General features: G+C 63.8%; 19 protein-coding genes. 2 read left to right on the top strand and 17 right to left on the bottom strand.

The genetic code is table 11. From position 1 onward, the window contains the following. Positions 1 to 14: 14 nt before the first annotated feature. Positions 15 to 866, bottom strand: coding sequence for a diaminopimelate epimerase (dapF, locus tag ACIQWO_RS11050; protein ID WP_402823202.1), 852 nt, complete (start codon positions 864 to 866; stop codon positions 15 to 17). A gap of 43 nt (positions 867 to 909) precedes the next feature. Further along, the gene (locus tag ACIQWO_RS11045) at positions 910 to 1,806 is read right to left on the bottom strand and encodes a lipid A biosynthesis lauroyl acyltransferase (RefSeq protein WP_402823199.1); all 897 of its coding nucleotides are present in this window, start codon (positions 1,804 to 1,806) and stop codon (positions 910 to 912) included. A 187-nt stretch (positions 1,807 to 1,993) separates the two neighbouring features. Here ACIQWO_RS11045 and metK point away from each other — a divergent pair, with 187 nt between their 5' ends. Then, a complete protein-coding gene (metK, locus tag ACIQWO_RS11040) occupies positions 1,994 to 3,172 on the top strand; it encodes a methionine adenosyltransferase (RefSeq protein WP_150575112.1) in 1,179 nt (392 codons plus the stop codon). A gap of 118 nt (positions 3,173 to 3,290) precedes the next feature. Here the strand turns inward: metK and ACIQWO_RS11035 are convergent, their stop codons facing one another. Continuing rightward, positions 3,291 to 4,655 carry a coniferyl aldehyde dehydrogenase gene (locus ACIQWO_RS11035; protein ID WP_402823927.1) on the bottom strand — a complete coding sequence of 455 codons (1,365 nt, stop codon included), beginning with the start codon at positions 4,653 to 4,655 and terminating at the stop codon, positions 3,291 to 3,293. Positions 4,656 to 4,869: 214 nt separating this feature from the next. Further along, the gene (locus ACIQWO_RS11030; RefSeq protein WP_402823195.1) at positions 4,870 to 6,534 is read right to left on the bottom strand and encodes an isovaleryl-CoA dehydrogenase; all 1,665 of its coding nucleotides are present in this window, start codon (positions 6,532 to 6,534) and stop codon (positions 4,870 to 4,872) included. A gap of 311 nt (positions 6,535 to 6,845) precedes the next feature. On the opposite strand from ACIQWO_RS11030, the gene ACIQWO_RS11025 reads away from it, so the two are divergent. Next, entirely contained in the window at positions 6,846 to 8,573 is a 1,728-nt protein-coding gene (locus tag ACIQWO_RS11025; protein WP_402823192.1) for a GMC family oxidoreductase, read from the top strand. Here ACIQWO_RS11025 and ACIQWO_RS11020 read toward each other — a convergent pair. The 13 genes from ACIQWO_RS11020 to ACIQWO_RS10960 form a co-directional block, all read right to left on the bottom strand. After that, positions 8,544 to 9,434, bottom strand: a complete 891-nt coding sequence (locus tag ACIQWO_RS11020) for a prepilin peptidase (RefSeq protein WP_402823189.1) — start codon at positions 9,432 to 9,434, stop codon at positions 8,544 to 8,546. The two genes, ACIQWO_RS11025 and ACIQWO_RS11020, sit on opposite strands and share 30 nt — an antisense overlap. Positions 9,435 to 9,436: 2 nt before the next feature. Beyond that, positions 9,437 to 10,528 (bottom strand): hypothetical protein, encoded by a 1,092-nt coding sequence (locus tag ACIQWO_RS11015; protein WP_402823186.1) that lies wholly within the window; start codon positions 10,526 to 10,528, stop codon positions 9,437 to 9,439. 61 nt (positions 10,529 to 10,589) lie between these two features. After that, a complete protein-coding gene (locus tag ACIQWO_RS11010) occupies positions 10,590 to 12,323 on the bottom strand; it encodes a GspE/PulE family protein (protein ID WP_402823183.1) in 1,734 nt (577 codons plus the stop codon). Beyond that, positions 12,307 to 12,777 (bottom strand): hypothetical protein, encoded by a 471-nt coding sequence (locus ACIQWO_RS11005; RefSeq protein WP_402823180.1) that lies wholly within the window; start codon positions 12,775 to 12,777, stop codon positions 12,307 to 12,309. The genes ACIQWO_RS11010 and ACIQWO_RS11005 overlap by 17 nt, the downstream gene beginning before the upstream one ends. After that, positions 12,767 to 14,137 (bottom strand): type 4b pilus protein PilO2, encoded by a 1,371-nt coding sequence (pilO2, locus tag ACIQWO_RS11000; RefSeq protein WP_402823177.1) that lies wholly within the window; start codon positions 14,135 to 14,137, stop codon positions 12,767 to 12,769. Before pilO2 ends, ACIQWO_RS11005 begins: the two co-directional genes overlap by 11 nt. Position 14,138: 1 nt before the next feature. Next, positions 14,139 to 15,905, bottom strand: a complete 1,767-nt coding sequence (locus tag ACIQWO_RS10995) for a secretin N-terminal domain-containing protein (protein WP_402823175.1) — start codon at positions 15,903 to 15,905, stop codon at positions 14,139 to 14,141. A gap of 48 nt (positions 15,906 to 15,953) precedes the next feature. Beyond that, the gene (locus ACIQWO_RS10990) at positions 15,954 to 16,508 is read right to left on the bottom strand and encodes a toxin co-regulated pilus biosynthesis Q family protein (RefSeq protein ID WP_402823172.1); all 555 of its coding nucleotides are present in this window, start codon (positions 16,506 to 16,508) and stop codon (positions 15,954 to 15,956) included. Between the two features lie 45 nt (positions 16,509 to 16,553). Next, positions 16,554 to 17,165 carry a Tfp pilus assembly protein FimT/FimU gene (locus ACIQWO_RS10985; protein WP_402823169.1) on the bottom strand — a complete coding sequence of 204 codons (612 nt, stop codon included), beginning with the start codon at positions 17,163 to 17,165 and terminating at the stop codon, positions 16,554 to 16,556. Between the two features lie 489 nt (positions 17,166 to 17,654). After that, complete coding sequence (locus ACIQWO_RS10980; RefSeq protein ID WP_402823166.1) at positions 17,655 to 20,804, bottom strand: efflux RND transporter permease subunit; 3,150 nt, start codon at positions 20,802 to 20,804, stop codon at positions 17,655 to 17,657. Then, positions 20,801 to 22,054, bottom strand: a complete 1,254-nt coding sequence (locus tag ACIQWO_RS10975) for an efflux RND transporter periplasmic adaptor subunit (protein WP_402823163.1) — start codon at positions 22,052 to 22,054, stop codon at positions 20,801 to 20,803. Before ACIQWO_RS10975 ends, ACIQWO_RS10980 begins: the two co-directional genes overlap by 4 nt. Before the next feature lie 158 nt (positions 22,055 to 22,212). Next, complete coding sequence (locus ACIQWO_RS10970) at positions 22,213 to 23,019, bottom strand: polyphosphate kinase 2 family protein (RefSeq protein ID WP_402823160.1); 807 nt, start codon at positions 23,017 to 23,019, stop codon at positions 22,213 to 22,215. Positions 23,020 to 23,136: 117 nt separating this feature from the next. Next, the gene (gene gatB, locus ACIQWO_RS10965) at positions 23,137 to 24,609 is read right to left on the bottom strand and encodes an Asp-tRNA(Asn)/Glu-tRNA(Gln) amidotransferase subunit GatB (RefSeq protein ID WP_402823924.1); all 1,473 of its coding nucleotides are present in this window, start codon (positions 24,607 to 24,609) and stop codon (positions 23,137 to 23,139) included. A 135-nt stretch (positions 24,610 to 24,744) separates the two neighbouring features. Beyond that, positions 24,745 to 25,173 (bottom strand): hypothetical protein, encoded by a 429-nt coding sequence (locus ACIQWO_RS10960; protein ID WP_224786757.1) that lies wholly within the window; start codon positions 25,171 to 25,173, stop codon positions 24,745 to 24,747. Between the last annotated feature and the right edge of the window lie 3 nt (positions 25,174 to 25,176).

The raw sequence follows: 25,176 nt of genomic DNA, 5'->3' as shown, positions 1-25,176 counted from the left end.
TGACGCCGAAGACGTCAGACTTCGATCGTCCCTTCGAAGACCGTGGCAGCCGGTCCCGTCATGATGACCGGACCGCTTGCGCCGTCCCAGTCGATGGTGAGCGTGCCGCCGTGCGTCTCGATGGCGACAGGTGCCTTGAGCAGCCCGCGACGGATGCCCGCCACTGCCGCCGCACACGCGCCCGTGCCGCAGGCCAGCGTTTCGCCCGCGCCGCGCTCGTACACGCGCAGCCGCGCTTCGTGCTGACTCACCACTTGCAGGAAACCGGCGTTCACCCGGCGCGGGAAGCGCGGGTGGCGCTCGACCAGCGGGCCGTCCGTCTCGACCGGCGCGGTGTCGACGTTATCCACCACCTGCACGGCGTGCGGATTGCCCATCGAGACCACGGAAATCCAGGTCGTCTTGCCTGCGACGTCGAGCGGCCAGAGCGTGTCGTCGCCCTCGCGGCGGCCTTCCAGACCGGCGGCGTCGAACGGCACGTCGGACGGCGTGAGAATCGGTGCGCCCATATCCACACTGACCTGACCGTCTTCACGCATCGTGAGCGTAATCACGCCCTGCTGCACCTCGACCCGCACCGTCTGCTTGTCGGTCAGGCCGGTGTCGCGCACAAACTTGACGAAGCAGCGCGCGCCGTTGCCGCAATGCTCGACCTCGCCGCCGTCGGCGTTGAAGATGCGATAGCGGAAGTCCACGCCCGGCATGGTCGCGCGCTCGACGAGCAGCAACTGGTCCGCGCCGACGCCAAAGTGGCGGTCGGCGAGCGCACGCCACTGTTCGGGCGTGAAATCGATGGTCTGCGAGATGCCGTCGATCACGACGAAGTCGTTCCCGGCGCCTTGCATCTTGGTGAATTTGAGCTTCATGCCGCTATTGTAGTGGAGAAGGTCGACGCGCATCCGGTGCCGGTCAATAGACGCTCGGCTGCCCCTCGGGGCGCGTCTTGAAACGCTTGTGGACCCAGTAGTACTGCTCCGGCATCTTCAGAATCTGCTCTTCGAGGAAGGCATTCATGCGGCGTGCGTCGGCGTCCGGGTCGCCGCTGGGGTAGTTCTCCCAGATCGGGAACACTTTCAGACGGTAGCCCTTGAAGTTAGGCAGCACTTCGCCGATGAACGGCAGAATCTGTGCGCGGCCGACTTCCGCCAGTCGCGACACCGACGTCAACGTGCAAGTCTCGACCCCGAAGAACGGCACGAACGTGGAATTCCGCGCGCCGTAGTCCATATCGGCGGCCAGCATCACCGGCTTTTTCTTGCGGAACATACGCAGCACGTCGCGCGCGCTGTCGCCACGCGGGATCATCTCGGCGTCGAAACGGCCGCGTTGCTCACGGGCCATCGCGTCGAACGCCGGGTTCGACATCGGCGTGTAGAGCGAGGCGCAGGGCCGGTGCAGCGAGTAGTTGATGAACACGGACGCGGCCTCGATCCCCACAAAGTGGAAACCGAGCAGGATCGTGGGGGGCATGTCCGGGGCGAGCAGATCGACGGCCGAATCCAGTTCGATCAGCCGTTCGAGCTTCTTGCCGCTGCCGAACCACTGAAAGCTGCGCTCGGCGTAGCTCCGGATCGCGTGGACGAAGGACGCCCGGGCCACGCGCTCACGGGTGGCGTCGTCCCAGTGGGGGAAACACAGGCGCAGATTGGTGTGCACCACCCGCTTCCGGGAGCTGGGAATCGAGTACAGCACATGGCCGATGCCCGCGCCAAAGCGCGCGACCCAGCTATAGGGCAGCAGGTTGAGTCCGCGCAGCAGACCCACGCTCAGGTAGTACCCGAGGGATTTCTTGGGAGTGGTAGCCATGTCGCAAGCAGGATTTCTTCAGGGGCGTATAATAAGCGACATCGCCGAGTTAACTGACAACTTGCGGGGCGATTCGAGTGAGCCACCATACATAGGCAGCCCATTCGACCAACTTTCCGCTAAAGCGTCGCCGCTTCTCCTCCGATGACGGCAACGTGAGTCGCCAAATACGTTAGAGGAGCCACAAGTGGCGAACGACTATCTCTTTACCTCCGAATCCGTCTCCGAAGGTCACCCGGACAAGGTCGCCGACCAGATCTCGGATGCCGTTCTCGATGCCATCCTGACGCAAGACAAGTACGCGCGCGTTGCTGCGGAAACGCTTTGCAACACGGGTCTCGTCGTGCTCGCCGGTGAAATCACCACGACCGCTACGGTCGACTATCAGCAAGTCGCACGCGAAACGATCCGTCGCATCGGTTACGACAACACCGACTACGGCATCGACTACAAGGGCTGCGCCGTGCTGGTCGCCTACGACCGCCAGTCGCCGGACATCGCTCAGGGCGTGGACCGCGCACACGACGACAACCTCGATCAGGGTGCGGGCGACCAGGGCCTGATGTTCGGCTACGCCTGCGACGAAACGCCGGAACTCATGCCGCTGCCGATCTACCTGTCGCACCGTCTGGTCGAGCGCCAGTCGCAAGTGCGCCGTGACGGTCGTCTGCCCTGGCTGCGTCCGGACGCCAAGTCCCAGGTCACCATCAAGTACGAAAACGGCCGTCCGCACAGCATCGACACGGTGGTGCTCTCGACGCAACACGCGCCGGACATCGCGCTGGAAGCGCTGCGCGAAGCTGTCATCGAAGAAGTGATCAAGCCGGTGCTGCCGGCCGACCTGATCAAGGGCGACATCAAGTTCCTGGTGAACCCGACCGGCCGTTTCGTGATCGGTGGCCCGCAAGGCGATGCCGGCCTCACGGGCCGCAAGATCATCGTCGACACGTACGGCGGTGCTGCACCGCACGGTGGCGGCGCGTTCTCGGGCAAGGATCCGTCGAAGGTCGACCGTTCGGCAGCCTACGCTGGCCGTTACGTCGCGAAGAACATCGTGGCCGCCGGTCTGGCCTCGAAGTGCGTGATTCAGGTCTCGTACGCCATCGGCGTGGCGCGTCCGACGTCGGTCATGGTCAACACCTTCGGCACGGGCAAGATCAGCGATCAGCGCATCGCCGAGCTGGTCGAGAAGCACTTCGACCTGCGTCCGAAGGGCATCATCCAGATGCTCGACCTGCTGCGTCCGATCTACGAGAAGACCGCCGCTTACGGCCACTTCGGCCGTGAAGAGCCGGAATTCTCGTGGGAAGCCACGGATCGTGCCGACGCCCTGCTGGCCGACGCCGGTCTGCGCGCTGTGGCCTGATTCGGCTAAATCGCTTCACGGCGAACGCCGGTTTCGACCGGCGTCAGTCAGACAAAACCCCCGCCCGGGTCAAACCGGCGGGGGTTTTGTTTTGGGTCTGTGACGAAGTACCTGGCGCTCAGCGCAGCAGCAGCTTCATCATCGCGGCGAACCGCTTGCCGTACGGCGGATTGAGCAGACCGCCGCCATTCCAGCGTGCCTGACGGAAGATCGGCTTCTCCTTCGAGAAGGTGCGAAAGCCCGCCTCACCGTGATAGCCGCCCATGCCGGACGGCCCCACGCCGCTGAACGGCAACGAGTGCTCGGCCACGTGCAGCAGCGTGTCGTTGATCGTCACACCGCCGGAGATGGTGCCGTCCACCACCTGATCGATGCGCGCATTGTCAGTGTCGAACATGTACAGCGCGAGCGGACGCGGACGCTCGTTCACGTACGCAATTGCGGCGTCCAGATCGTCATAGGGCACCACCGGCAGCAGCGGCCCGAAGATCTCCTCACGCATCACGCGCATGCCGTCATGCACGCCCGTCAGCACGACCGGCGGCAAACGTCTGCGCGCCACCTGCGCCGGTGCGTCGAACAAGGCGTGGGACGTCGCGCCCTGCGCGGCCGCCTCGCCTGCCAGCCCGGACAAGCGCTCGAAGTGACGCGCCGACACGATGCTCGTGTACTGCGGGTTGTTCACGGCATCCGGGTAGAGGCGCGACGCCACCTGTCGCGCCGTCGCCACAAACGTATCGAGCTTTTCGCGCGGCACCAGCACGTAGTCAGGGGCGACGCACGTCTGCCCCGCATTGAGCAGCTTGCCGAGCATGATGCGTTCCACCGCGTGTTCCCAGCGCGCGCCCGGCCCGATGATCGCGGGCGACTTACCGCCGAGTTCCAGCGTCACTGGCGTGAGATGCTCGCTCGCCGCGCGCATCACGTGGTGGCCAATCGACGTCGCCCCGGTGAACAGCAGATGATCGAACGGTAGCGACGAGAAAGCGCGTGCGACCTGCGCGTCGCCCGTCACGACCGTCACCCATTCCGGCGGGAATGTGTCGGCGATGGCGGACGCGAACACGTCGGCGAAACGCGGCGTGACTTCCGAGACTTTGATCATCACGCGGTTGCCTGCAGCCAGCGCATCCGTGAGTGGACCGATAGCGAGAAACAGCGGGTAGTTCCACGGCACGATCACACCGACCACACCCAGCGGCTGGGGGACGATGGCGCGCCGCGCAGGTAGCAGCCAGAGGTTTGCCCAACCCGACGAGCCGCGCATCCAGCGACGCGTGTGGGACAGCGCATGCTTCAGGTTGCCCAGCGAGGGAAACAATTCGAGCATGTCGGTCTCTTCTTGCGACCGCCCGCCGAAGTCCTCATCGATGGCCTTCGCGAAGGGTGCGCGATACTTGTGCAACATGCCCATCAGCGCCGTCAGATGACGTTTGCGGGTCGACCAGTCGACGTGCGGGGAGGCATCGTGCGCGTGGCGCATCGCGTCGAAGCGTGGCAACAGCAATGCGCGCGCCAGATCGTCGTCATGCGACGTCTGCAATGTCGCGGCTTCGTGCAGCCCGCCCCCGCCCATCTCGTCCTTGTGTCCCATGCCGTTCCTCCTCCCTGCGACTGCCGATGCGTGAGCGCCCCGGCCGATGTCGTCGATATGTTGTCGTTATATGAAGTCGATGCTTCGTGTCTTACGTCATGCCTTATGCAAGAAACGCCCTGTCGAGCCACGCGCGTTGCACACCGACAGGAATCGTGTCCGGCATCACGCCATAGACACGTCCGCCTGCATTCGCGAATCGGCTCTCAACGAACCCATGCGCCAGCTCGGACGGCGCATGCTCCAGCAGCAACGCCGCTTGTGAAAGCAACACGATCTGTTGCGCGGTGGCACGCGCGCGCACCGCGTGCGACGCGGGATCGGCGGCGAGCCAGCCGTGCAACTGCGCGAGCGCGGCACGCAGCGTCGCGTGCGATCCGACGCGTTCGCCGAGCCACTGAAACCAGCTTTGCGCGACGTCCGGCTCGCGGCTCATGGCGCGCAGCACATCCAGACACATCACGTTGCCCGAGCCTTCCCAAATCGAATTGACGGGCGCTTCGCGATACAGACGCGCCAGCGGCCCCGTCTCGACATACCCGTTGCCGCCCCACACTTCCATGCATTCGCCTGCCAGTTCGAGCGCACGCTTGCACACCCAGAACTTCGCGGCGGGCAGCACGATGCGTCGCCATGCACGTTCGACGGGCGAGTCGTCGTCCGACAGGCTCGCATCGAACGCACGCGCGAGCCGCATCGCCAGCCACGTCGCCGCCTCCGACTCCAGCGCGAGATCGGCGAGCACCGCCGTCATCAGATCCTGGTCGACGAGTTTCGCGCCGAAGGCCGTGCGATGTCGCGCATGATGAATCGCCTGCACGACGCCCGTGCGCATCATCGCCGCGCTGCCGATCACGCAGTCGAGCCGCGTGTAAGTCGCCATCTCGATAATCGTGGGAACACCGCGTCCCGGCGCGCCCACACGCGTGCCGTACGCGCCCTGAAATTCCACTTCGCTGCTCGCGTTCGAGCGATTGCCGAGCTTGTCCTTGAGACGCTGAATCTGCACTGCATTCTTGCGGCCGTCGGGTCGGTAGCGCGGCACGAAGAAGCACGACAACGCGTCGCTGTCGCTATCGCGCGCGAGCACCAGATGCGCGTCGCACTGCGGTGCGGAGAAGAACCACTTGTGTCCAACGAGCGAGAATTCGCCATTGCCTACTTCGGTCGCGACGGTGGTGTTCGTGCGGACGTCGGAGCCACCCTGTTTCTCCGTCATCCCCATGCCGACGAGCATGGTGTGCTTCTGCGCGAGCGGCACGTCGCGTGGATCGTGCTGCGGCGCGAGCAGTTTGTCCTTGATCGTGGCGAAGAGCGCCGGTTCCTTCGCCAGCACCGGGATGCTCGCAAACGTCATCGTCGTGGGACACAGCGAACCGGCTTCGTTCTGCGCGTGCAGAAAGTACGACGCCGTGCGTGCCGCCATCACCCCACCGCGCGGATGCGCCCACGGCAGCGATTGCAGTTGTGCACCGCGCAAAAGCCCCATGAGCGAATGCCACGCCGGATGAAACGCGACGCGGTCGATGCGATTGCCTTGCGAATCGAAGGATTCCAGTTCCGGTTCGTGGTGATTGGCGTCCTGTGCCCATTGCTGCACTTCCGCCTCGCCCACACGTGCGCCCTGACGATGCAATTCCTTCGCGTGCCAGTGCGCGTCGAACGCCGCCACAGCGGCTTGCAGTGCGGCATCCGTCGCGTAGAGGTTGTAGTCCGTGAGCGGCGGCACCTGATTGGTGACGTCGTGCGTCTGCCAGGCTTCAGTCATCCATGTCTCCCTTGCGCGTCATCCCGAATGCCTTACATGGGACGGTCACTTCAAGTCGATCATTTCATCATAGCGGCTACGTTCTCGTGCTCGCACAAATTAGAGGAATGCTTCACTTCACCCCCGGGCACACGCATTGTCTGCCTACAATGAGTGCCGCCGCAAAGTGACGTCGACGAGACGCTTCAGAGATCGACGCGGGCGGCGAGAGACATAGGCATCGCAAGCATCATAAAAACGAGCAGCACAAGAAGCAGCGAACGCATTCAACAACAAAGTTGAAGCAGTGCCATCCAAGGGAGGATGACAGCATGGACTATGACTACGTCATTGTCGGCGGCGGTTCGGCCGGTTGCGCACTCGCGGCGCGTCTGGCGGACGGGTTGCCGGATCGCACCATCGCACTCGTCGAAGCCGGTCCGCCGGATAACAGCTTTCTCGTGCGTCTGCCGCTCGGCCTCGCAGCACTCGTGCCGTTCGCATCGCGTCGCAACTATGGCTATCGCACCACACCGCAGGCGGGATTGGCGGGACGTCAGGGTTATCAGCCGCGCGGACGCGGTCTCGGCGGCTCCAGCTCGATCAACGCGATGATCTACACGCGCGGGCATCCGGACGACTACAACGACTGGGCGCAAGCGGGCTGCACCGGCTGGGCGTGGGACGACGTGCTGCCGTACTTCCGTCGTAACGAAAACAACGAGCGTGGCGCGAACGCATGGCATGGCGCGGACGGCCCGCTCAACGTCGCCGATCTGCGCACCGTCAATCCGTTCTCCCAACACTATGTCGACGCCGCGCGCGAAGCGGGATTCCCCGTCAGCGACGACTTCAACGGCGAGCATTACGAAGGCGCTGGCATCTATCAGGTGACGCAGAAAGACGGTCAGCGATGGAACGCAGCGCGTGCTTATCTGCACGGCAAAACGCGCAACAACCTGCACGTGATCACCGACGCGCTGGTGCAGCGCATCGTGTTCGACGGCAAGCGCGCGACCGGTATCAAGCTTCAACGGCAAGGCACTGTGCAGACGATTCATGCGCGCGCCGAAGTCGTGCTGAGCGCAGGCGCGTTCAACTCGCCGCAGTTGTTGATGTGCTCGGGCATCGGCCCGGCCGATCAACTTCGCGCGCATGGTCTGGACGTGCGGGTGGACGCCCCCGGCGTCGGTGAAAACTTGCAGGATCACATCGACTTCATCGTCAACAAATACATCGCGCATCGCGATCTCGTCGGCTACACACCGGCGGGGCTGTGGCATCTGCTCACGCAAGGGATGGAATACCTGCGCGACCGGCGCGGTCTGTTCGCGAGCAACGTGGCGGAAGCCGGTGGCTTTCTGAAAAGCGATCCGTCGCTCGTGCGGCCCGATTTGCAGATGCACTTTCTCGTGGGCATTTGCGACAACCACAACCGGCGTCTGCATCTGCGGCGCGGACTGTCGTTGCATGCTTGCGTGCTTCGGCCGAAGAGTCGCGGACGCGTCACGCTGGCGTCCGCCGACATGCGCGACGCGCCGCACATCGACCCGGCGTTTCTGCAAGCACAGGAAGACGTCGACACGCTGCTGCGCGGGGCGCGCGTGATTCGGCGCATTCTCGCGGCGCCGTCGCTCGCAAAGTTCGGTGGCGAAGAACTGCACAGCCGTGGCGTGGAATCGGACGAAGCGCTGACGGCGTTGATCCGTGCGCGTGCCGACACCATCTATCACCCGGTCGGCACTTGCCGGATGGGCAGCGATGCGGCGTCAGTCGTCGACACGGAATTGCGGGTGCGCGGCGTGGAAGGATTGCGTGTGGTGGATGCGTCCATCATGCCGACGCTCATCGGCGGCAACACCAACGCCCCGTCGATGATGATCGGGGAGAAGGCTGCGGACATGATGCTGGCGAGTGCGCGGGCATCGAATCAGAGCGCAGGAGAGACCGTCGGTGTGCGAGCGGGTTCCGGTCCCGATCCGTCGCTCGACGGCGTATCCAGCGTCGAAACGATGACCGCCTCGACGCCGTTAGCCGCTCGTGCGCAGCCACAGGTCTAGGAACCGCTCGCCCCACAGCGCGCTCGCCAACGCGCCAAGCACGAGCCACGGGCCGAACGGCATCGGCTCGCGCAGCGCGCGGCCGCGCACCAGCCCATAGGCGGCGAACGCCAGCGTTGCCGCCATTGCGCCGAAGGCGAGCGTCAGCGGCACGCCGATCCATCCGAGCCATGCACCACAGGCGGCGACGAGCTTGGCGTCGCCGCCGCCGAGGCCATCGTCGTGCGTCAGCGCGCGGTACGCCGATGCGATCGTCCACATCACGACGTACCCGAGCGCGGCCCCCAACACCGCTTCGTCGACGGGCAGCGTTACGCCCATCACGCTGCATAACAGTCCCGCCCATAGCAACGGCAGCGTAAGTAAATCCGGCAACAATCGTGTATCGATGTCGATGAGCGCGAGCGCCAGCGACGTCGCACCGAAGCCGCACCACGCGAGCATCGCGGCGTATTGCTTCGATGGCACGAACGTCCACGCCATTGCGGCGAACAGCGCGCCGACAGCGAGTTCTACGAGGGGATAACGCAGCGCAATCCGCGCGCCACAGGCGGCGCATCGCCCGCGCAGCCACAGGTAGCTGAAGACCGGGAAGTTATGACGCGCCGCAATGCGCGACTCGCAATGCGGGCAGCGCGACGGCGGCCATGCGAGATTGAAGACCGGCGTCACTGGCGGAATCCGTCCAGACCACACGGCGACTTCGCCCGCCCACTGCGTCTCCAGCATGCGCGGCAGCCTGCACACGACGACATTGAGGAAGCTGCCCACAAACAGCCCCAGTACGGCCATCGCCGTGGCGACCGCTTCACGCGGCAGCGCCCGAAACTCGCGCCACAGGAATTCGAAAAGAGAAACCATCGTCAGAACATCGATTGGGCGTACTCGCCCGCCGCATGGCCGATCTGCAACATGCCGCCGACGGTGAAGATGATCGTCAGGCCGACGAGCGCGAGAAGCACGGAGCGTAACGTGGCCGAGCGGGCCTTGATGCGTTCCGCGACCTCTTCGATGGTCATCAACCCGATCTTGCGAATGCCCGCGTCGAAGTTGGTCCGCCCCGAGTACTCGACAAGCCGATCGAACACCTCCTCGTTGAAAATGCCCGTATCCATCGCCTTGATCATGCTGCGCTCGCTCTTGAGTGACGCCCGCATGCGCAGCAGATGCCACCGCAACCAAGGCGATGCCCTTGTCAGCAACAACGACACGGCGTCGAACACGGACGTCTTCGCACTCGTGAGCGCAGCGAGCGCCACGAGAAACTCGCCTGCACGTACGTCGCGATACACGGCGTAGGGGCCGAAGTTGTCGAAGCGGCGACGCAGCGGCCCCGTCCACCGACTGAACGAATAGGACATCAGCATGACGAGCGCGAACGGCAGGCCGTAGAGGAGCGGCCACCAGTTCGCGACAAAGCTGGACATCGCATAGAGGCCCGCGCCAACCAGCGGGAATTTCTCCGGCGGCATGATCTCCGTCATGATCGGCATCATGCCGTAGGCCACGCCCAACTGAATCGCCGCGAGCAGTACCGACATGAAGATCGGCAACGCCACCGCGCCCGCAATGACCGCACGCGTTTGCTGCTGGAGCGTGACGACGCGCGCAAGAAAGCGCAACGTGCCGGGCAAATCGCCCTTCTCTCCCGCTGCGATCACGACGAGGTCCTCCTCCGGAATCGTGCCTGCCCACGACTTTTGCAGGTTCTTCGAACTGGCCCGGTCGCGCCACACGGCGTACAACGGCGCCATCGGATTGCGACGCTCCTTCGCCCGCGCATAGCGGCGTGAGAACAGTTCGAACGGGTTCGCGCCGTCTTCAATGGCGTCGGCAAAGTCACTGTAGAACTTGGCGCGGGACTTGCGAAACTGGCGCTTGGCCTTCGTCAGGCCGGGATACGGCTCGCGCGCGGGAGAGAGTTTGGCGAGCAGACGGTTAGCGGCTTCGATCATGGCATTCGGTGCTGAACATCGGAGGGGGAATTACGCCGACATCGACGCGTGCAGTGCGTCGTCACACACTGGCGAGACGCCGCGTCGAAGCGGCGCTCAACGACGTCGACTGACGGAAATGGAATTTCTTGAGTTTGCAGAAGGCGGCTTCGATATCGTGCGGGTCGACCAGTCCCTGCGACATCTTGTACATGGCGTGCTCCATCGCGGACTTGCCAGTCATGTGCGGGCTGGTCAGGTCACCATCGTGGCAAACGCGCCAGTGACGCTCGGCGTCCCAGTAGTGCCCCTCGCGCAGCAAGTCCAGCAACTCGTCGGTCAGCTCGCAGACTTCGGCCACGACCGTCTGCCCACTCGTGCCGCGACCGGAACAGCGCTCGCAACCCGGTCCTTCGACGCAAACCTTCGACGTGTCGATGCCGAGTGCGCCGATCACCGAGAGCGTGGCGGCGTCGATGACGTCCGGCGCGTCCAGCGCGGCACGCTTGCAGTGCGCACATAGGACCGGGATGAGCTTCTGATAGACGATAGCCGTGAGGAAATTAGGCGAAGCGACGGCCGAGAGCGGCATGCCTATTTCGTCGCTGACCAACCGGGACACGATGCCGAACGCGCTCGACGCGTGCACCGTCGACAACACCTGGTGACCCGTCTCCGTCATCGACTTGGCGAACGAGCCGGTCTCCGCATCGCGAATCTCGCCCGGCATCAATTTGTCGGGGTCGCCGCGCAGCAAGACCTTGGCCGCCGCACCGAAGGGCGACTCTCCCGGGCCATCTTCCGCGCGTCGCTGAATCGGGATCTGCGTCATATGCGGCTGGATGTACTCGACGGGATCTTCAATGGAGAAGAATTTCTTGCCCGAATCGCGCTCGTAGGTCATCAGCGTACGCAGCGTCGTCGATTTGCCGGAGCCGGTTTCGCCCGCGATAATCGTGAGGCCCGGGCTGCGGTGCACGGCGTCTTCCAGAATCTCGACCTGATCGTCGGCATAGCCGAGTTGGGTCAGCGTGAGGACGTCGCCGTCCGTGGCTTCGTTGATCAGTAGACGCAGCACCACGTCCACACCGCGATTCTCCTTCACGCTCTGGAAACGCAGTTGGTACTTGCGCTGGCGGATCGTCAACGGAATCGAGCAGCTTTGGTGCTGCGCGTCGTCGAAGTGATTGTGGCTGCGGCTGCTCGGATCGGCGCGCGAGTTATAGGCGGCCGAGACGGCGTCGAGCATGGCGTGATAGTCGCGAGCGAGACGATCGCTTTCCGTCGACATGCGGAGCTTGCCGTGAATGCGCATGCGCACCTGAACATGACGTCCCTCGCGAAACTCGAAGTGAATATCCGACGCCCCGGCTTCCACCGCGCGCTCGATGATCAGATCGAAGTTGCGATACGCGCCGGTCCGCCGCTCGCCGATCTGATCGCTGTCGTCGCCTTGCTGTTGAAGGCGCGACTGCATCAGCAGGATTTCTTCTGTGGTGCCGACGTAGATGCCTTCGAGGTCCAGCCGATGTTTGGCGCGCACGGCACGGTCGAAGCGTTCGAGCAGATCGGAACCCTGCATGCGCACAAACGTGTTGTTTTCGAGCAGTACGAGGTACAGACGGGGCTTCATCGCCACGAGCACCAGCGCGCCATGTTCCGCCCCTGCGAGCGTGATGCCGAGGTCCTGTCGCCAGCCGAACGCCTGAATGTCGGACTCGCGCAGATCGGCGATGGGACGGACGACGGCGCGCGTGTGCCCGCGACGTCCTAGGTGCGCCAGCGTGGCGCGCAGCCGTTCAGTAATCGTCGCCATGCGCTTTCCCCGGGACGCGCTGACTCATTTGCGCGGAAGACGACGACACTGCACCGAAGGCGTTGGGCAAGAGCAGCCGTTGTTGCCGCGCGCCGCGTCGAATGTCCACGAAATCGTCGCCGATCTGCACGACCTGCCAATGCCCGACCTTGTCGCCCTTGGTCACGTTGCGTCCGAACTTGCCGTCTACACGCAGATACGCGACGGAGGCGTTCTCCACACCGTAGATGAACAGCAGTTCGGGCGGCCCATCGGTCTGCGCGGGTTTGGCGGACGTGGGCGTCTGCCCGTCCCCCCCTTGAGCTTTGGCTTGCGCCTGTTTGGCATCCTGCGCCGCTTGCGATGCCTTCAGATGCGCCCGTGCGAAGGCGTCGATCGTCTCTTCGGCATGGGCATTCGCCGACAGCAGCGTCGCCGTCGCCCATACGGCGCCACGGAGCAACTTAGTGAACATAGTAGGTTCCTTGTGCTGAGAAGACGGGCTTGCCGTCGTCGATGACGATCTTCAGCTCGCCGAGGGACATGTTGCCCGCGCGCATCATCAGGCCTGCGACGGAGTCGAAGAACGCCAGATGTCCGGCCATCTTCCATTCGCCTTTCGAGATGGGTGGCGGCATGTCGTCGCGCGAGGCCGCACCCGGTGGCACCTGCACCAGCGGCTCGGGCATTGTCAGTGCGATATCCATGCCGTAGTCGCCGAGCGCTTGCAGCCGCGCCCCTGCTGTGCGCAGAAACTGATTGCGCGGGATGGGAGCGACGCGGGCATCGCCATCGTCTTCGAGCGCTTCGATGGCGGGTGCGCCTGCCGGCGTGCGCGCTTCGCCTTTGGCTGCACCGAGCGATGCGGCGACCGTGCTTGCCGAGGTAGCATCGTCCTCGGGCAGCACGAAGCGCTCCTTCGCATGATCGAGATCGACAATCTGCGCATGCGGACGTTGTGACAGCAGCAGATCGAAAGTGCCACCTTCGAGGCGCCGCCATTCAATCTCGCAATTCCGCGCCTTGCAGTCGATGGACGCCGGTCGCCATCCACCGGCATTCGCGGGCAGTTGCTGCACTGCGCGCTGCAAATGCCTTGCGTAGGACGCGCCAGTCGAGAACGACTCGTTGGCAAGTGCCCGCGTCAGCGCCTGTTTGTAAGCCTCGACAGGATCGACGCGATTGGCGGCGGCGAGCTTTTCGCGCTGGACGCTCTCGTACCATTGCCACCCACCGTACGCTGCGCCAGCGATGACCGCGAGCAACGTCACCACCGCCGCGGCGATTTTCAGTTGTCGCACCGGGAGCGCCTGACGCACCGGTTTGATACGTGTCTCCGGCGTGGCCTCGCGAACCGCAGCGGCGGCGATATCGTCGAGCGTGAGGATGACGTCGGCATGCGGCAGATCCGTGCGCATCACCCCGGCGACTTTCACCGGGCCGTCGACCTCGGCCGTCCACTGATCGAGACGATGCTTCAACTGCGACGCCGGGACCTCCAGATCCAGTTCGGGACGATGGTCGCGCAACGTCACGAACACCGCCTTTGCGGGGTCGTCGGGATCCGGGTGCATGAACGCAACGTTCGGTCCGTCGACCAGCGTGCGCAGCACGGCCGCAAGCGCATACCTTGCCGTCGCGGCGTTCGTATCCGTCGCATCAGGCAACGAGACCAGCCCGACGGTACGTGTGCCTGCCCCGTCATCGGTGACGGTGAAGTGCGAGGCGTCGCGGCTGCGCGCGAGACTGCGGATCTCGGCCATCTCCTTTTCGAGACCGATCAGCGTCTCCCATTGCGCGCCGATCACGAGGTGGTTGGACAGTGCGCGCCCCATCTCACACGCCCTCGGTCAGTTCCGGCGAGATCATGATGACGACCTCGTTCACGTGCTGATTCGCCTCTTTCGTGCCACCTTCGTAGTTGAAGATGCCATCGCGCTCGGTGTTGTCGTCCTTGCGTCGGAAGCCGCTGAGCACCAGCGTATCGCCCGACTTGAGCGACGCGCGCTGCATGGTCTGCACGGACGCCGTGATCGGCAGTTGCATGAACGTGCCCGCGCCGAGGCCGTCGTCGTCGCGGCGACGGTCGTCGTCCTTGCCACCGATATCGATGCTTGCCCCCTTGCCGTCGATGTCCGCGCGCACGCTCGGGCTGTTGCCGCCACCGGACGCGCCCGCATCGCTGCCGCTCGGCGCTTCCTTACCCGTACGCAGATTGATCTTGTCGAGCTTCTTCAGGTCCGACATATCGATCTGCACTTGCAGCATCACGCTCCGGTTATCCATCAACGTCGGCAACAAATTCATGACGAAGCCCGTGGTGAGCACCGATTGCTCGGCCGTCACGACGGCTTGTCCGCCGTAGTTGCCGGGCGTCATCTTGGTCTGCGCGACGAACCCCCGGTTCTGTGTGACGGCGACCGGCGCAGGCTGGTTGTTCAGCGTGACGACGGTCGTGTCGATCACCGTGCTCACGCGCCCCTGCTTGCTCAGCGCCTTGATGAACGCAGTGGATCCGGCCAGACGCCCGTTCGGGATCGTGCGGATGCCCAGCCCGCCCTTGCGCGTCATGAGCGCGCCTCCGAGTGCCGGGCCACTCAGGCCTGCCACGAAGCCGCTGGCGGATCTATAGACGAGATCCCAGTCGATGCCCGCCGCCGAGTTTTCGTCGAGCGTGACGGAATAGACCTGTACGCGCAGCTTCACCTGACGGCCAAGCACCGCATTCTCCGATTCGACGTATCGCGCCACGCGCTCGACGACATCGGCCGTATCGGTGACGACGAGCGAACTCGTGACGACCGACGGCGTGACGCGTCCGCTAGGCGAGAGCATGTCGGTGACGGTCTTGACGAGATCCGTCCAGTAATCCAGTTCGGACTCGACCGTGACGTTCGCGTCGGCGTTGAAACTCAGATCGACGCCGCCCGCCGACGTCCCGCTGCCGCCGCCGGACGCGCCGCGATCCGCCTTCATCTTGGACGCCTTGCCAACCGACGCCGTGTACGTTGAGCTACCCGGCATCATCTTGATCTGAAAGGTCCGGGTGACGTATCGCGCGAATTGCACTACGCCATCGCGATAGGACCAGTGCGTACCCGAGCGATGCGCGATGGTGTCGAGCAACCCGGACAGCGAGCCGTGGTATTGCAGCGGCACGGCAGGCTCGCCGCTTTCGGTGCAGTTGATCTGGAAGCGTTGTGCCGCGCCTGCGGGCCCGCCGCGACCGCCCCGGCCACCGCCGACCGACGCACCGCCATCGCAAGCGACATCGGACGCCATGCGAATCGTCAGGCCGTGCCCCCGCGCCACTTGCGCGAGCAGCACCGACATGGGCAGGGGAGCGCCGGTAGAGAAGCGCACCTGACGCGTGAAGAACTCGGGAAGTGCGATCGTCGCGTTGACCGCGACTGATTTTCTTGACAGCCAGGCGCCATCGACATGCTCGATGGCGCCTATGGGCGATGCTGCGTGTGTGTCGTTGGCGGTGCGCATCGTCTCGCGCACCTGTGTAACGTTCTCGTCGGTTTTCGACAGCATGCCCGGCGTGCCGCACGCTGTCAGTAACGTGATGGCGCACAACACGCCGAGATGCTTTCTCATGGATCACCGCTTCGGATGTGGTTCGCCGTGCGCAGGGCAAGGCGGAAGTTATTGTGTGGCGTGCACGACGCGCAACACGCGGTTGGCCTCGTAGACCTTGACGCGTATCGGTGCGTCGGTGTTCTGCAACGAGCGCACGATCTGCTCGACGATGCCGAGGAAATCTCCGCGAAACGTGGCGGGATACTCGATGGGGAAATCACGCTCGATCTCCCACGCGAGTTGCCAGCCATTGCGCTCGGCATACCGTCGGACGGCCTGAGAGACGCGGCCGTCCGACGGTTGCAGGTCAAGCTCCATCGCGATCGGAGGTGGTGGCGGGACAGTGGCTGGCGTTGCCGCCGATGTCGTAGCGCGCACCGTCTGCACTTGGCGCTGCGCGTCGTCGAAAGCGTCGTGCGCGGGGGGCTGTGGACTGGACGTCTCGGCCACGGTCGCCACGTCGTCGTGGCGACCGCCGCCAAGCGATTGCATCAGCGGCTTGTGGCTGGCAAACATCCACGTCACGTCCGTGTCGGACGCCGCCTCCACCGCCAGGGCCGATGGCACCGCTGCGCCCAACATCGAAGCGAGCACCGCAACACGCATTCCTGGAAGAGTCATGTTCTGTCCGCCTTTGGTCTTTGGTCAGATCCCCGAGATGACTTCTCAGCCAGCGATGGTGAATTCGATATCCGCTTGCGTCATGGTCGCGCTGTTGCTGTCCTGCGTGCACGACTTGCTGATCTGATCGATCCTGTTTTCGGTCTTGGATTTGATGACGTTGCCATTGATGCTCAGCGTGGCGAACATACCGTTCATCTTGGCCGCGAAGTCTTCGCACTGGGAACTGGGATACCCGATCGATTTCACCGTCACACCGCTCGACGGATAACCGCCCGTTGGGACCGCGTCGATCGTGATTTCGCCGCCGAAGCGATTCAGGATTGTGGTGGTGCCAGCGGGCCGGTTGAACGGCTCGGCAATCGCCGTCGGACGAATATCGGCCTGCTTGGTCTGCCCGGCAATCAGCGTCCCGGAGGACACCGCGTTCTGCACCGCAAGCACCGACATCTGCCAGTCCTTCATCTCCTGCGACAGCTTCACGCTATTCATCAGGCGAGGCACACCGACCATCGCGCCAGCCATGATCAGGCCCATCACCGCGACGGCCACCGAGAGTTCCACCAGCGTGACCCCACGCTGGCCGCGCTTGTTCGGGCGCTTGACCAGCTTGTGCTTGATTTGCGCGATGGCGTTCGCGTCTGCGAATACGTTCATTTTTCGAGTCCGAGGTTTGAGGGATTGAAGAGATTTAAGGAAACGACGTCACGATCCGAGAGACTTGCTCGCAACGACTGGGGCGATTTATGCCCGAATGTGCGTCGTCGCGTTGTCGCGTGCGTCGCGCAGCTTTCGCAAATTGACATTCGACGCAAGCATGAAATCGCCCATTCGTGCGCCATTTCCGATACCTCCGGACGCGCTTCGACAATCGCGAAAATCGGCGCGAAATCGGCGTAAAAACAAGGCAGGCTGTGGATACCGGACGGCAGGACGCCGTCGACTACATCAGATGAAAAATAGGAATGTGACTAAACGCACACTGAGGGCCTACAAAAGTGTGCGCAAACGTCAGGAATCAGCGGATTCACAAGCCAATTTGCATGGCTTGCGTGGCAAACGGGAGGGGGTTTGGTGACGCAGGGGGGGATCGGCGGCGCGCAGCGGGCAGAAGATGCCGCTACGCGCCGTCGGTTTCGTCAACGCTTAGTGGGCGTGACTGGTCTTGTGCACATTGACGTCGGTGGCATCGTGGCTGCCATCGTGCTTACCGCCACCGTCGTTCGCCGCCTTGTCGCCGGGCAACACGAGCGGCCCCTTACCGGCGAAGCGGTCGAGATACAGATAGATGACCGGCGTGATGTAGAGCGTGATCACCTGCGAGAACAGCAACCCGCCGACGACGGCCAGACCGAGCGGCTGGCGCAGCTCTGCCCCCGCCCCCAGCCCCAGCGCAATCGGCAACGCGCCCATGAGCGCCGCCAGCGTCGTCATCATGATCGGACGGAAACGCAGCGCGCAGGCCTGACGAATCGCCTCAAGCGGCGTCATACCGCCATTGCGCTGCGCGTCGAGCGCGAAGTCGATCATCATGATGGCGTTCTTCTTCACGATACCGATCAGCATCAGAATGCCGATCACCGCGATGAGCGACAGATCCATGCCGAACAGACGCAGCGTGATCAGCGCGCCGACCGCCGCCGACGGCAAACCGGCCAGAATCGTGATCGGATGGATGTAGCTCTCGTACAGCACGCCGAGCAACACGTAGATCACCAGCAACGCGCCGACCAGCAGCACCACCTGACTCGACTGCGACTTCTGGAACGCGGCCGCATCGCCGCCCCAGCTTGTGATGATGCTCGGCGGGAAGCCCAACTGCTGCTGGAAGCCCACGATCTTCTTCGACGCGTCACCCAGCGCTGCGCCCGGCGCGAGGTTGAACGACAGCGTGACGGCCTGCAACTGGCCCTGATGGTTCACCGACACCGGTCCCATCTTGCGCTCGACGGTAGCCACGGCCGAGAGCGGCACCAGCGCACCGCCCTTGCCGCGCACATAGATCTTGTCGAACGCGCCCTCGTCGCGGCGGTCGTTGTCGTCCGCTTGCAGAATCACCTGATAGCTGTCGCTCGGCGTGTAGATCGTCGACACCTGACGCTCACCGAACGCACTGTAAAGCGCGCTACGGATATCTCCGATGGCGACACCCAGCGTGTTCGCTTTATCTCGGTCGATGGTGAGCTGCGCCTGCAAGCCTTTCATCTGCGCGTCCGTCGTCACGTCGCGGAAGATCGCATCGGCACGCATCAGGTTCATCAGCCGGTCGGACCACAACTGCATCTCGCCCGGCTTCACGCTCTGCATCACGTACTGATAGCGACTCTTGCTCTGCTTGCCGCCCAGTTGCAGGTTCTGCACCGGATTGAAGTAGACGTTCAGGCCCGGCACCTGTTTGACGTCACGCCGCAGCTCCTCGAGCACTTCGCTCATGTGCGGTCGCTCGCCATGCGGCTTCAGGTTGATGAACATGCGGCCCTGATTGCTGTCGTTGGCCGACACGATCACAGTCTCCACCGCCGGATTCGCACGAACGATGTCAGCCGCCTGACGCAGCAACGCCGACATCGCTGTGAACGAAATGTCCTGCGCGCCTTCGGCCGTCACCTGCACCTGCCCGATGTCTTCGCTCGGGAAGAAGCCCTTCGGGATCGTGGCGAACAGCACACCCGTCGCAATGAATGTGGCCCCCGCTGCGCCGATCACCCACTTGCGGTGCGCGAGACACCAATCGACGCTGCGTACGTAGGCATCCTGCACCCACACGAAGCCGTCCTCGAACCACTGCGTGGCACGCAGGCCGAGGCCTTCGTCCTGCTCGTGCTTGAGATAGCGGCTGCACAACATCGGAATCAGCGTGAGCGACACAGCCGCCGACACCAGAATCGCCAGCGACACGACCACCGCAAACTCATGGAACATCAGCCCGATCACGCCCGGCATGAAGAAGATGGGGATGAACACCGCCACCAGCGAAATCGAGATCGAGAGAATCGTGAAGCCCATCTCGCGCGAACCGACGAGCGCGGCGCGCAACGGCGGCACACCATTCTCGATGTGACGCACGATGTTCTCCAGCATCACGATGGCGTCGTCGACCACCAGACCCACGGCGAGCGTGATACCCAGCAGCGAGATGTTGTCGATTGAGTACCCCATGCCCTTCATGAGCGCGACGGTGCCGATCAGCGACACCGGCAGCGACATCACCGGAATGAGTGTGGCAGCCAGACGGCGCAGGAACAGGAAGATCACCAGCGTCACGAGAATCACCGTGAGCGCGAGCGTGAACTGCACGTCGTCGATGGACTCGCGAATCGACACCGAGCGGTCGTTGAGCAGCTTGACCTGAATCGACTGCGGCATCTGCTCCGCGAGTCGCGGCAGCGCCGCTTTCACCTGATCGACTGTCGCGACCGTGTTCGCATTGGGCTGACGCAGCACCGCGAGCACGATGGAGCGCTCGCCGTTGACCCAGCTCCCCGTCTTCACCGATTCGACGCTGTCCTGCACATCCGCGACATCGCGCAGATACACGGGGCTGCCGTTGACGCTGGCGATGATGAGGTTCGCGAACTGGTCGGCCTTCGTCATCTGACGGTTGGCCTCGATGGTCAGCATCTGACGGCTGCCGTCGAGCGTACCCACCGGGCTGTTCGCGTTGGCCGAAGCCAGTGCGCGTGCCACGTCGTCGAGCGTGAGCTTGCGTGCGGCGAGCGCGTCGGGGCGTGCCTTCACGCGCACGGCGAAGCGCTTCTGACCGAAGATCAGCACCTGTGCCACGCCGGGCAGCGTGGAGAGCGTGGGGGAGACGAGGTTTTCCGCGTAATCGTCCAGCTCGGCGAGCGACATCGACGGCGAGTTCATCGCGAGGAACAGAATCGGCGCGTCGGCCGGATTGACCTTGCGATACGACGGCGGCGTCGTCATCTCCACCGGCAGCTTGCGCTGCGCGCGGAACAGCGCCGCCTGTACGTCGACGGCCGCCGCGTCGATATCGCGGTCGCTGTCGAATTCGATGATGATCGACGTGGTGCCCTGTGTATTGGTCGAACTGATAACCGCTACACCCGCAATCGTCGAGAACTGCTTTTCCATCGGGGCGGCGACCGACGCGGCCATCGTCTCCGGACTTGCGCCCGGCAGCGTGGCCGTGACCTGAATCACCGGCGAGTTGTAGCTGGGCAGGGCGGAAATCGGAATCTGTCCGTACGCGATCAGACCCGCGACGACTGCTGCCACGCACAGCAGGATCGTCATGACCGGCCGGCGGATACAGAGTTCTGAGAGGTTCATGGCGCTTTCCCTGAGCCACCACCGGCACCGACACCGGCGCCGCCTTCACGCGACGCCACGATCGTCACCTTGTTACCCGGACGCAGGTTCTCCGCGCCCTCCTGCACGACCTTCGCCCCGGCGGGCACGCCCTCGACGACCGCGAGCTTCGCTTCCACGTAGCCGACCTTGACCGGCTTGGCGCTGACCTTGCCGTCGCCGCCGATCACATAGACGAACTTGCCGTCCGGCCCGGTCTGCACCGCCTGCGGCGGCACGACGCTTGCCTGCTTGAGCACGCGGCCGATCACAGCGACGTTCAGATACATGCCGGGCCAAAGCTTCGCGTCCCGGTTGTCGTAGGCGGCCTTCAGGCGAATCGTGCCCGTCTGCGAATCCACCGCGTTGTCGATGAAGCTGAGCTGACCGGTGACGTTCACGCCGGTGGTCCCGAGCGTGGCCGTCACGGCGACCGGGCCGCCCGCGCGCGCAGCCTGCAACTCGGCCAACGCCCCTTCGGGCAACGTGAAGCTGATGTCGATCGGATCGAGCTGGGTGATGCTCACGAGCGCCGCGCCACCCGGCGTCACCAGACTGCCCGGATGCACGTTGATCGCGCCGGTGCGTCCGTCGATGCCCGCACGGATCTGGTTGTAATCCACCGCCACCTGACTCGCGGCAATCGCCGCACGGTCGGCCGCCACCTGCGCGGTGAGGCTGTCCACGCCGCTTTGCGCCGTGTCGAGCGCGCTTTGCGAGACGAAGTGTTCGGCGATCAGTTGTTTGGTGCGCGCGAGCGTGCGACGTGCGTTGGCGAGATCGGCTTCGTCCTTCGCCAACTGCGCCTGCACCTTCTTGAGGTTCGCTTCGTCCATGCGGGCGTCGAGCGAGAACAACAACTGCCCGGCTTTGACGAAATCGCCTTCCTTGATGTGTACCTGACGGATGGTGCTGGAGATTTGCGGGCGGACGTCGATGGTCTGACGCGCCGTGACCGTACCGTTGGCGATGAGCCGGACGGGGACATCGCGCGTTTCGACCGTCGCGGCCGTGACAGACGGTGCGGCCGCCGCCTTCACGGTCTTCTCGGCACCGCGCGAGCGCAGCCACGTGGCCCCGCCAGCGATGATCGCCACTGCGACCAGACCTACGACCCAGCGGCGCGAACCCTTTGAGTTCTTTGTTCCCTTCGCGCCGTTCCCCGGCTGACCGCCATGCCTGTGGGCAGCCGCGTCCCCCGGCAACGGCCGGTGGGCGTTCTCGTCACTCATCTTCTTCCCCGTTTCCCCATGCGACGCCGACGCCGGTCGAGCCCCCGCCCTTCCGGTCGCGCCTGTTTCTACTGATAAAACGGCCGTGACTTGTCGCGGCCGTTCACTGCTTGCCCGTCGTTATGTTCGCTGCGGTGCTGCACTGCCACATTTCCTCGCTACTCCACCTTCATGCCCGTCAACTCGGGCCTGCCCGGCGGATACGTCAGCTTCAGCTCGCTCAGCGCGTGCACCAGCAACTCTGCCACCATCAGATTACGGTGGCGTTTTGAGTCGGAAGGGACGATATACCACGGTGCGTGTTCCGTCGAGGTCGCCGATAAAGCCGCCTCGTAGGCCTTTGTGTATTGCGGCCAGAAGCTGCGTTCCTTGAGGTCGCCCAGCTCGAATTTCCAGTGCTTGTTCGGATCGTCGATGCGTTCCTGGAGCCGCTTGCGCTGCTCGTCCGACGAGATATGCAGGAAGCACTTGATGATGTGCGTGTTGTTGTCGACGAGCAGTTGCTCGAAGTTGTTGATGTGCGTGTAGCGGCGCTTGCACTCGTCCGCATCGATCCAGTCGTGCACGCGCGTGATGAGCACGTCTTCGTAATGGCTGCGGTTGAAGATTGCCAGCTCACCGGCCGCCGGTACGACCATGTGAACGCGCCAGAGGAAGTCGCGCGCCAGTTCGATGGGCGTAGGCGACTTGAAGTTGGCCACGCGGATGCCCAACGGGTCGACGTTCTGGAACACCGCGCGAATGGTGCCGTCCTTGCCGCTGGTGTCCATGCCCTGAAGCACCAGCAGGACACGATGCTTGCTGTTGGCGTGCAGGATCGTCTGCAATTCGTCGAGTTTGAGCGCCAGCTCGGCCAGACGCGTCTTGTCGTCGTCTTTGTTGTCGCCAGAGAACGGTTTGTCGGCAGGGTCGAAGCTTGAGAGGTCCAGCTTCTTGCCGAACGGTACGCGGTATTTCTCGAACATCGCCAACTCCTGCGTGAAAAGTTAGTTGGCAGTATGGCGCAAATTGCGGGGGGCACAAAAAAAGGGCGCGGTGCCGATCCGGCTACCGCGCCCTGCCTTCCCTTCAGGCCATGCGCCTTAAGCGCCGAGCTTCTTCTTGAGCAGCTCGTTGACCTGCGCCGGGTTGGCCTTGCCCTTCGTGGCCTTCATCGCCTGACCGACAAGCGCGTTGAACGCCTTCTCCTTGCCCGCGCGGAATTCCTCGACGGACTTGGCATTGGCCGCCAGCACTTCGTCGATGATCTTCTCAATCGCGCCCGTGTCGGTGATCTGCTTGAGGCCCTTCGCTTCGATGATGCGGTCGGCGGCCCCGTCGTCGGTGGCGCGCTCTTCCCACATCAGTTGGAAGACTTCCTTGGCGATCTTGTTGGAGATCGTGTTGTCGGCGATACGAGCGAGCAGACCGGCGAGTTGTGCACTGGACACCGGGCTGGCGTCGATGCCGATGTCTTCGCGATTCAGCAGCGACGACAGTTCGCCCATGATCCAGTTGGCGGCAGGCTTGGCGCTCGCCTTGCCCGCCTTGGCCACCACCGCTTCGAAGTACGCGGCCTGCGCCTTCGATTGCGTGAGCACAGCGGCGTCGTAGTCCGACAGACCGTACGCTTCGACGAAGCGCGCCTGCATGCCAGCAGGCAGTTCCGGCAACGATGCACGCACACGCTCGACCCATTCGCTGTCGATCACGAGCGGCATGAGGTCCGGGTCCGGGAAGTAACGGTAGTCGTGCGCGTCCTCCTTGCTGCGCATCGAACGCGTTTCCTTCTTGTCCGGATCGTACAGGCGCGTTTCCTGCACCACCGTGCCACCGTCTTCAATCAGTTCGATCTGACGACGCACTTCGTACTGAATCGCCTCTTCAAGGAAGCGGAACGAGTTCAGGTTCTTGATTTCGGCGCGCGTGCCGAATTCCTTCTGACCGACCGGGCGCACGGACACGTTGGCGTCGCAACGGAACGAGCCTTCCTGCATATTGCCGTCGCAGATCCCGAGCCACACCACCAGACCGTGCAGCGCCTTGGCATACGCCACGGCTTCGGCTGCGCTGCGCATTTCCGGCTCCGTCACGATTTCAAGCAGCGGCGTGCCAGCACGGTTCAGGTCGATGCCGGTCATGCCTGCGAAGTCTTCGTGCAGCGACTTGCCCGCATCTTCCTCAAGGTGAGCGCGCGTGAGCGTGACGACCTTCTCGTACGCTTCACGGCCGGTGCGCGGGTCGGCTTCGACCTGAATCTTCATCGATCCGCCCTGCACCACCGGAATTTCGTACTGGCTGATCTGATAGCCCTTGGGCAGATCGGGGTAGAAGTAATTTTTGCGCGCGAAGATGCTGCGCGGCGCAATCGTCGCTCCGATGGCCAGACCGAACTCGATCGCACGCTCGACGGCGCCACGATTGAGCACCGGCAGCACGCCCGGCAGCGCCAGATCCACAGGGCATGCCTGCGTGTTGGGGGCCGCGCCGAACTGCGTCGATGCGCCCGAGAAAATCTTGGAAGCGGTGAAGAGCTGCGTGTGCGTCTCCAGACCAATAACGACTTCCCATTGCATAAGGTTCACCCTTGTCTCAACTTGTCGGCACGGCGCATGTCGCCCTGCCTTTACTGCCGTCCGTCTCTCAGATCTCCCTGAGGTGACGGTGCGGCCTGTTCCTGTTCGTCGATGCCTGCCAGCGTCAGCTCAGGCTTATCTGCGCGTGTCGCGTGCGCACGTGCCCGACTGCGGATCGAAGCTCACCGGCCATGCGTTGTCGTAGACGTCGCCTGTGCAATACGCCTCGCAGTTCGCATGACCGATCGTCACGTTGCCCGGATCCTGCCAGATGAGCAGCTTGCAACTGCCGCTGTTCGCGCGCAGCTCGATGCTCGGCTTCCACTGCGTCTGGTGAAAGTTCGCCAGATTGAAGTGGCAACTGCCACGGCTGCCCACCCACAGACGCCAGTCCAGCGCCTGCACCGCGTTGCCCTGCACCTTGAGCGTCGCCTGTTCGCGAAATCCGTCTTCGTCGGTCTGCGAGCAGTAACCCGAGAGGTTGACTTCGCGATAGGCGATGGGCGTCGGGCGCGAGAACGGCAGTGAGCACGACGCGAGCGTGAGCACCATACCGGCCAGCATCAC

The organism is Pandoraea sp. NPDC090278 (assembly GCF_044772185.1).
Lineage (GTDB): Bacteria > Pseudomonadota > Gammaproteobacteria > Burkholderiales > Burkholderiaceae > Pandoraea.
Note: the sequence above shows the minus strand (reverse complement) of the source record. Positions and strands in the feature narration are given on the sequence as shown.

Bases quoted from the DNA above. Each gene is read 5' to 3' on its own strand.
- ACIQWO_RS11015 (WP_402823186.1), bottom strand. From the start codon at position 10,528: ATGATCGAAGCCGCTAACCGTCTGCTCGCCAAACTCTCTCCCGCGCGC.
- ACIQWO_RS10990 (WP_402823172.1), bottom strand. From the start codon at position 16,508: ATGACTCTTCCAGGAATGCGTGTTGCGGTGCTCGCTTCGATGTTGGGC.
- ACIQWO_RS10995 (WP_402823175.1), bottom strand. From the start codon at position 15,905: ATGAGAAAGCATCTCGGCGTGTTGTGCGCCATCACGTTACTGACAGCG.
- ACIQWO_RS11030 (WP_402823195.1), bottom strand. From the start codon at position 6,534: ATGACTGAAGCCTGGCAGACGCACGACGTCACCAATCAGGTGCCGCCG.
- ACIQWO_RS11025 (WP_402823192.1), top strand. From the start codon at position 6,846: ATGGACTATGACTACGTCATTGTCGGCGGCGGTTCGGCCGGTTGCGCA.
- ACIQWO_RS10980 (WP_402823166.1), bottom strand. From the start codon at position 20,804: ATGAACCTCTCAGAACTCTGTATCCGCCGGCCGGTCATGACGATCCTG.
- ACIQWO_RS11035 (WP_402823927.1), bottom strand. From the start codon at position 4,655: ATGCGCCACGCGCACGATGCCTCCCCGCACGTCGACTGGTCGACCCGC.
- pilO2 (WP_402823177.1), bottom strand. From the start codon at position 14,137: ATGGGGCGCGCACTGTCCAACCACCTCGTGATCGGCGCGCAATGGGAG.
- ACIQWO_RS11045 (WP_402823199.1), bottom strand. From the start codon at position 1,806: ATGGCTACCACTCCCAAGAAATCCCTCGGGTACTACCTGAGCGTGGGT.
- ACIQWO_RS10960 (WP_224786757.1), bottom strand. From the start codon at position 25,173: ATGCTGGCCGGTATGGTGCTCACGCTCGCGTCGTGCTCACTGCCGTTC.
- ACIQWO_RS10975 (WP_402823163.1), bottom strand. From the start codon at position 22,054: ATGAGTGACGAGAACGCCCACCGGCCGTTGCCGGGGGACGCGGCTGCC.
- dapF (WP_402823202.1), bottom strand. From the start codon at position 866: ATGAAGCTCAAATTCACCAAGATGCAAGGCGCCGGGAACGACTTCGTC.
- ACIQWO_RS11010 (WP_402823183.1), bottom strand. From the start codon at position 12,323: ATGGCGACGATTACTGAACGGCTGCGCGCCACGCTGGCGCACCTAGGA.
- ACIQWO_RS10970 (WP_402823160.1), bottom strand. From the start codon at position 23,019: ATGTTCGAGAAATACCGCGTACCGTTCGGCAAGAAGCTGGACCTCTCA.
- ACIQWO_RS11005 (WP_402823180.1), bottom strand. From the start codon at position 12,777: ATGTTCACTAAGTTGCTCCGTGGCGCCGTATGGGCGACGGCGACGCTG.
- ACIQWO_RS10985 (WP_402823169.1), bottom strand. From the start codon at position 17,165: ATGAACGTATTCGCAGACGCGAACGCCATCGCGCAAATCAAGCACAAG.
- ACIQWO_RS11020 (WP_402823189.1), bottom strand. From the start codon at position 9,434: ATGGTTTCTCTTTTCGAATTCCTGTGGCGCGAGTTTCGGGCGCTGCCG.
- gatB (WP_402823924.1), bottom strand. From the start codon at position 24,609: ATGCAATGGGAAGTCGTTATTGGTCTGGAGACGCACACGCAGCTCTTC.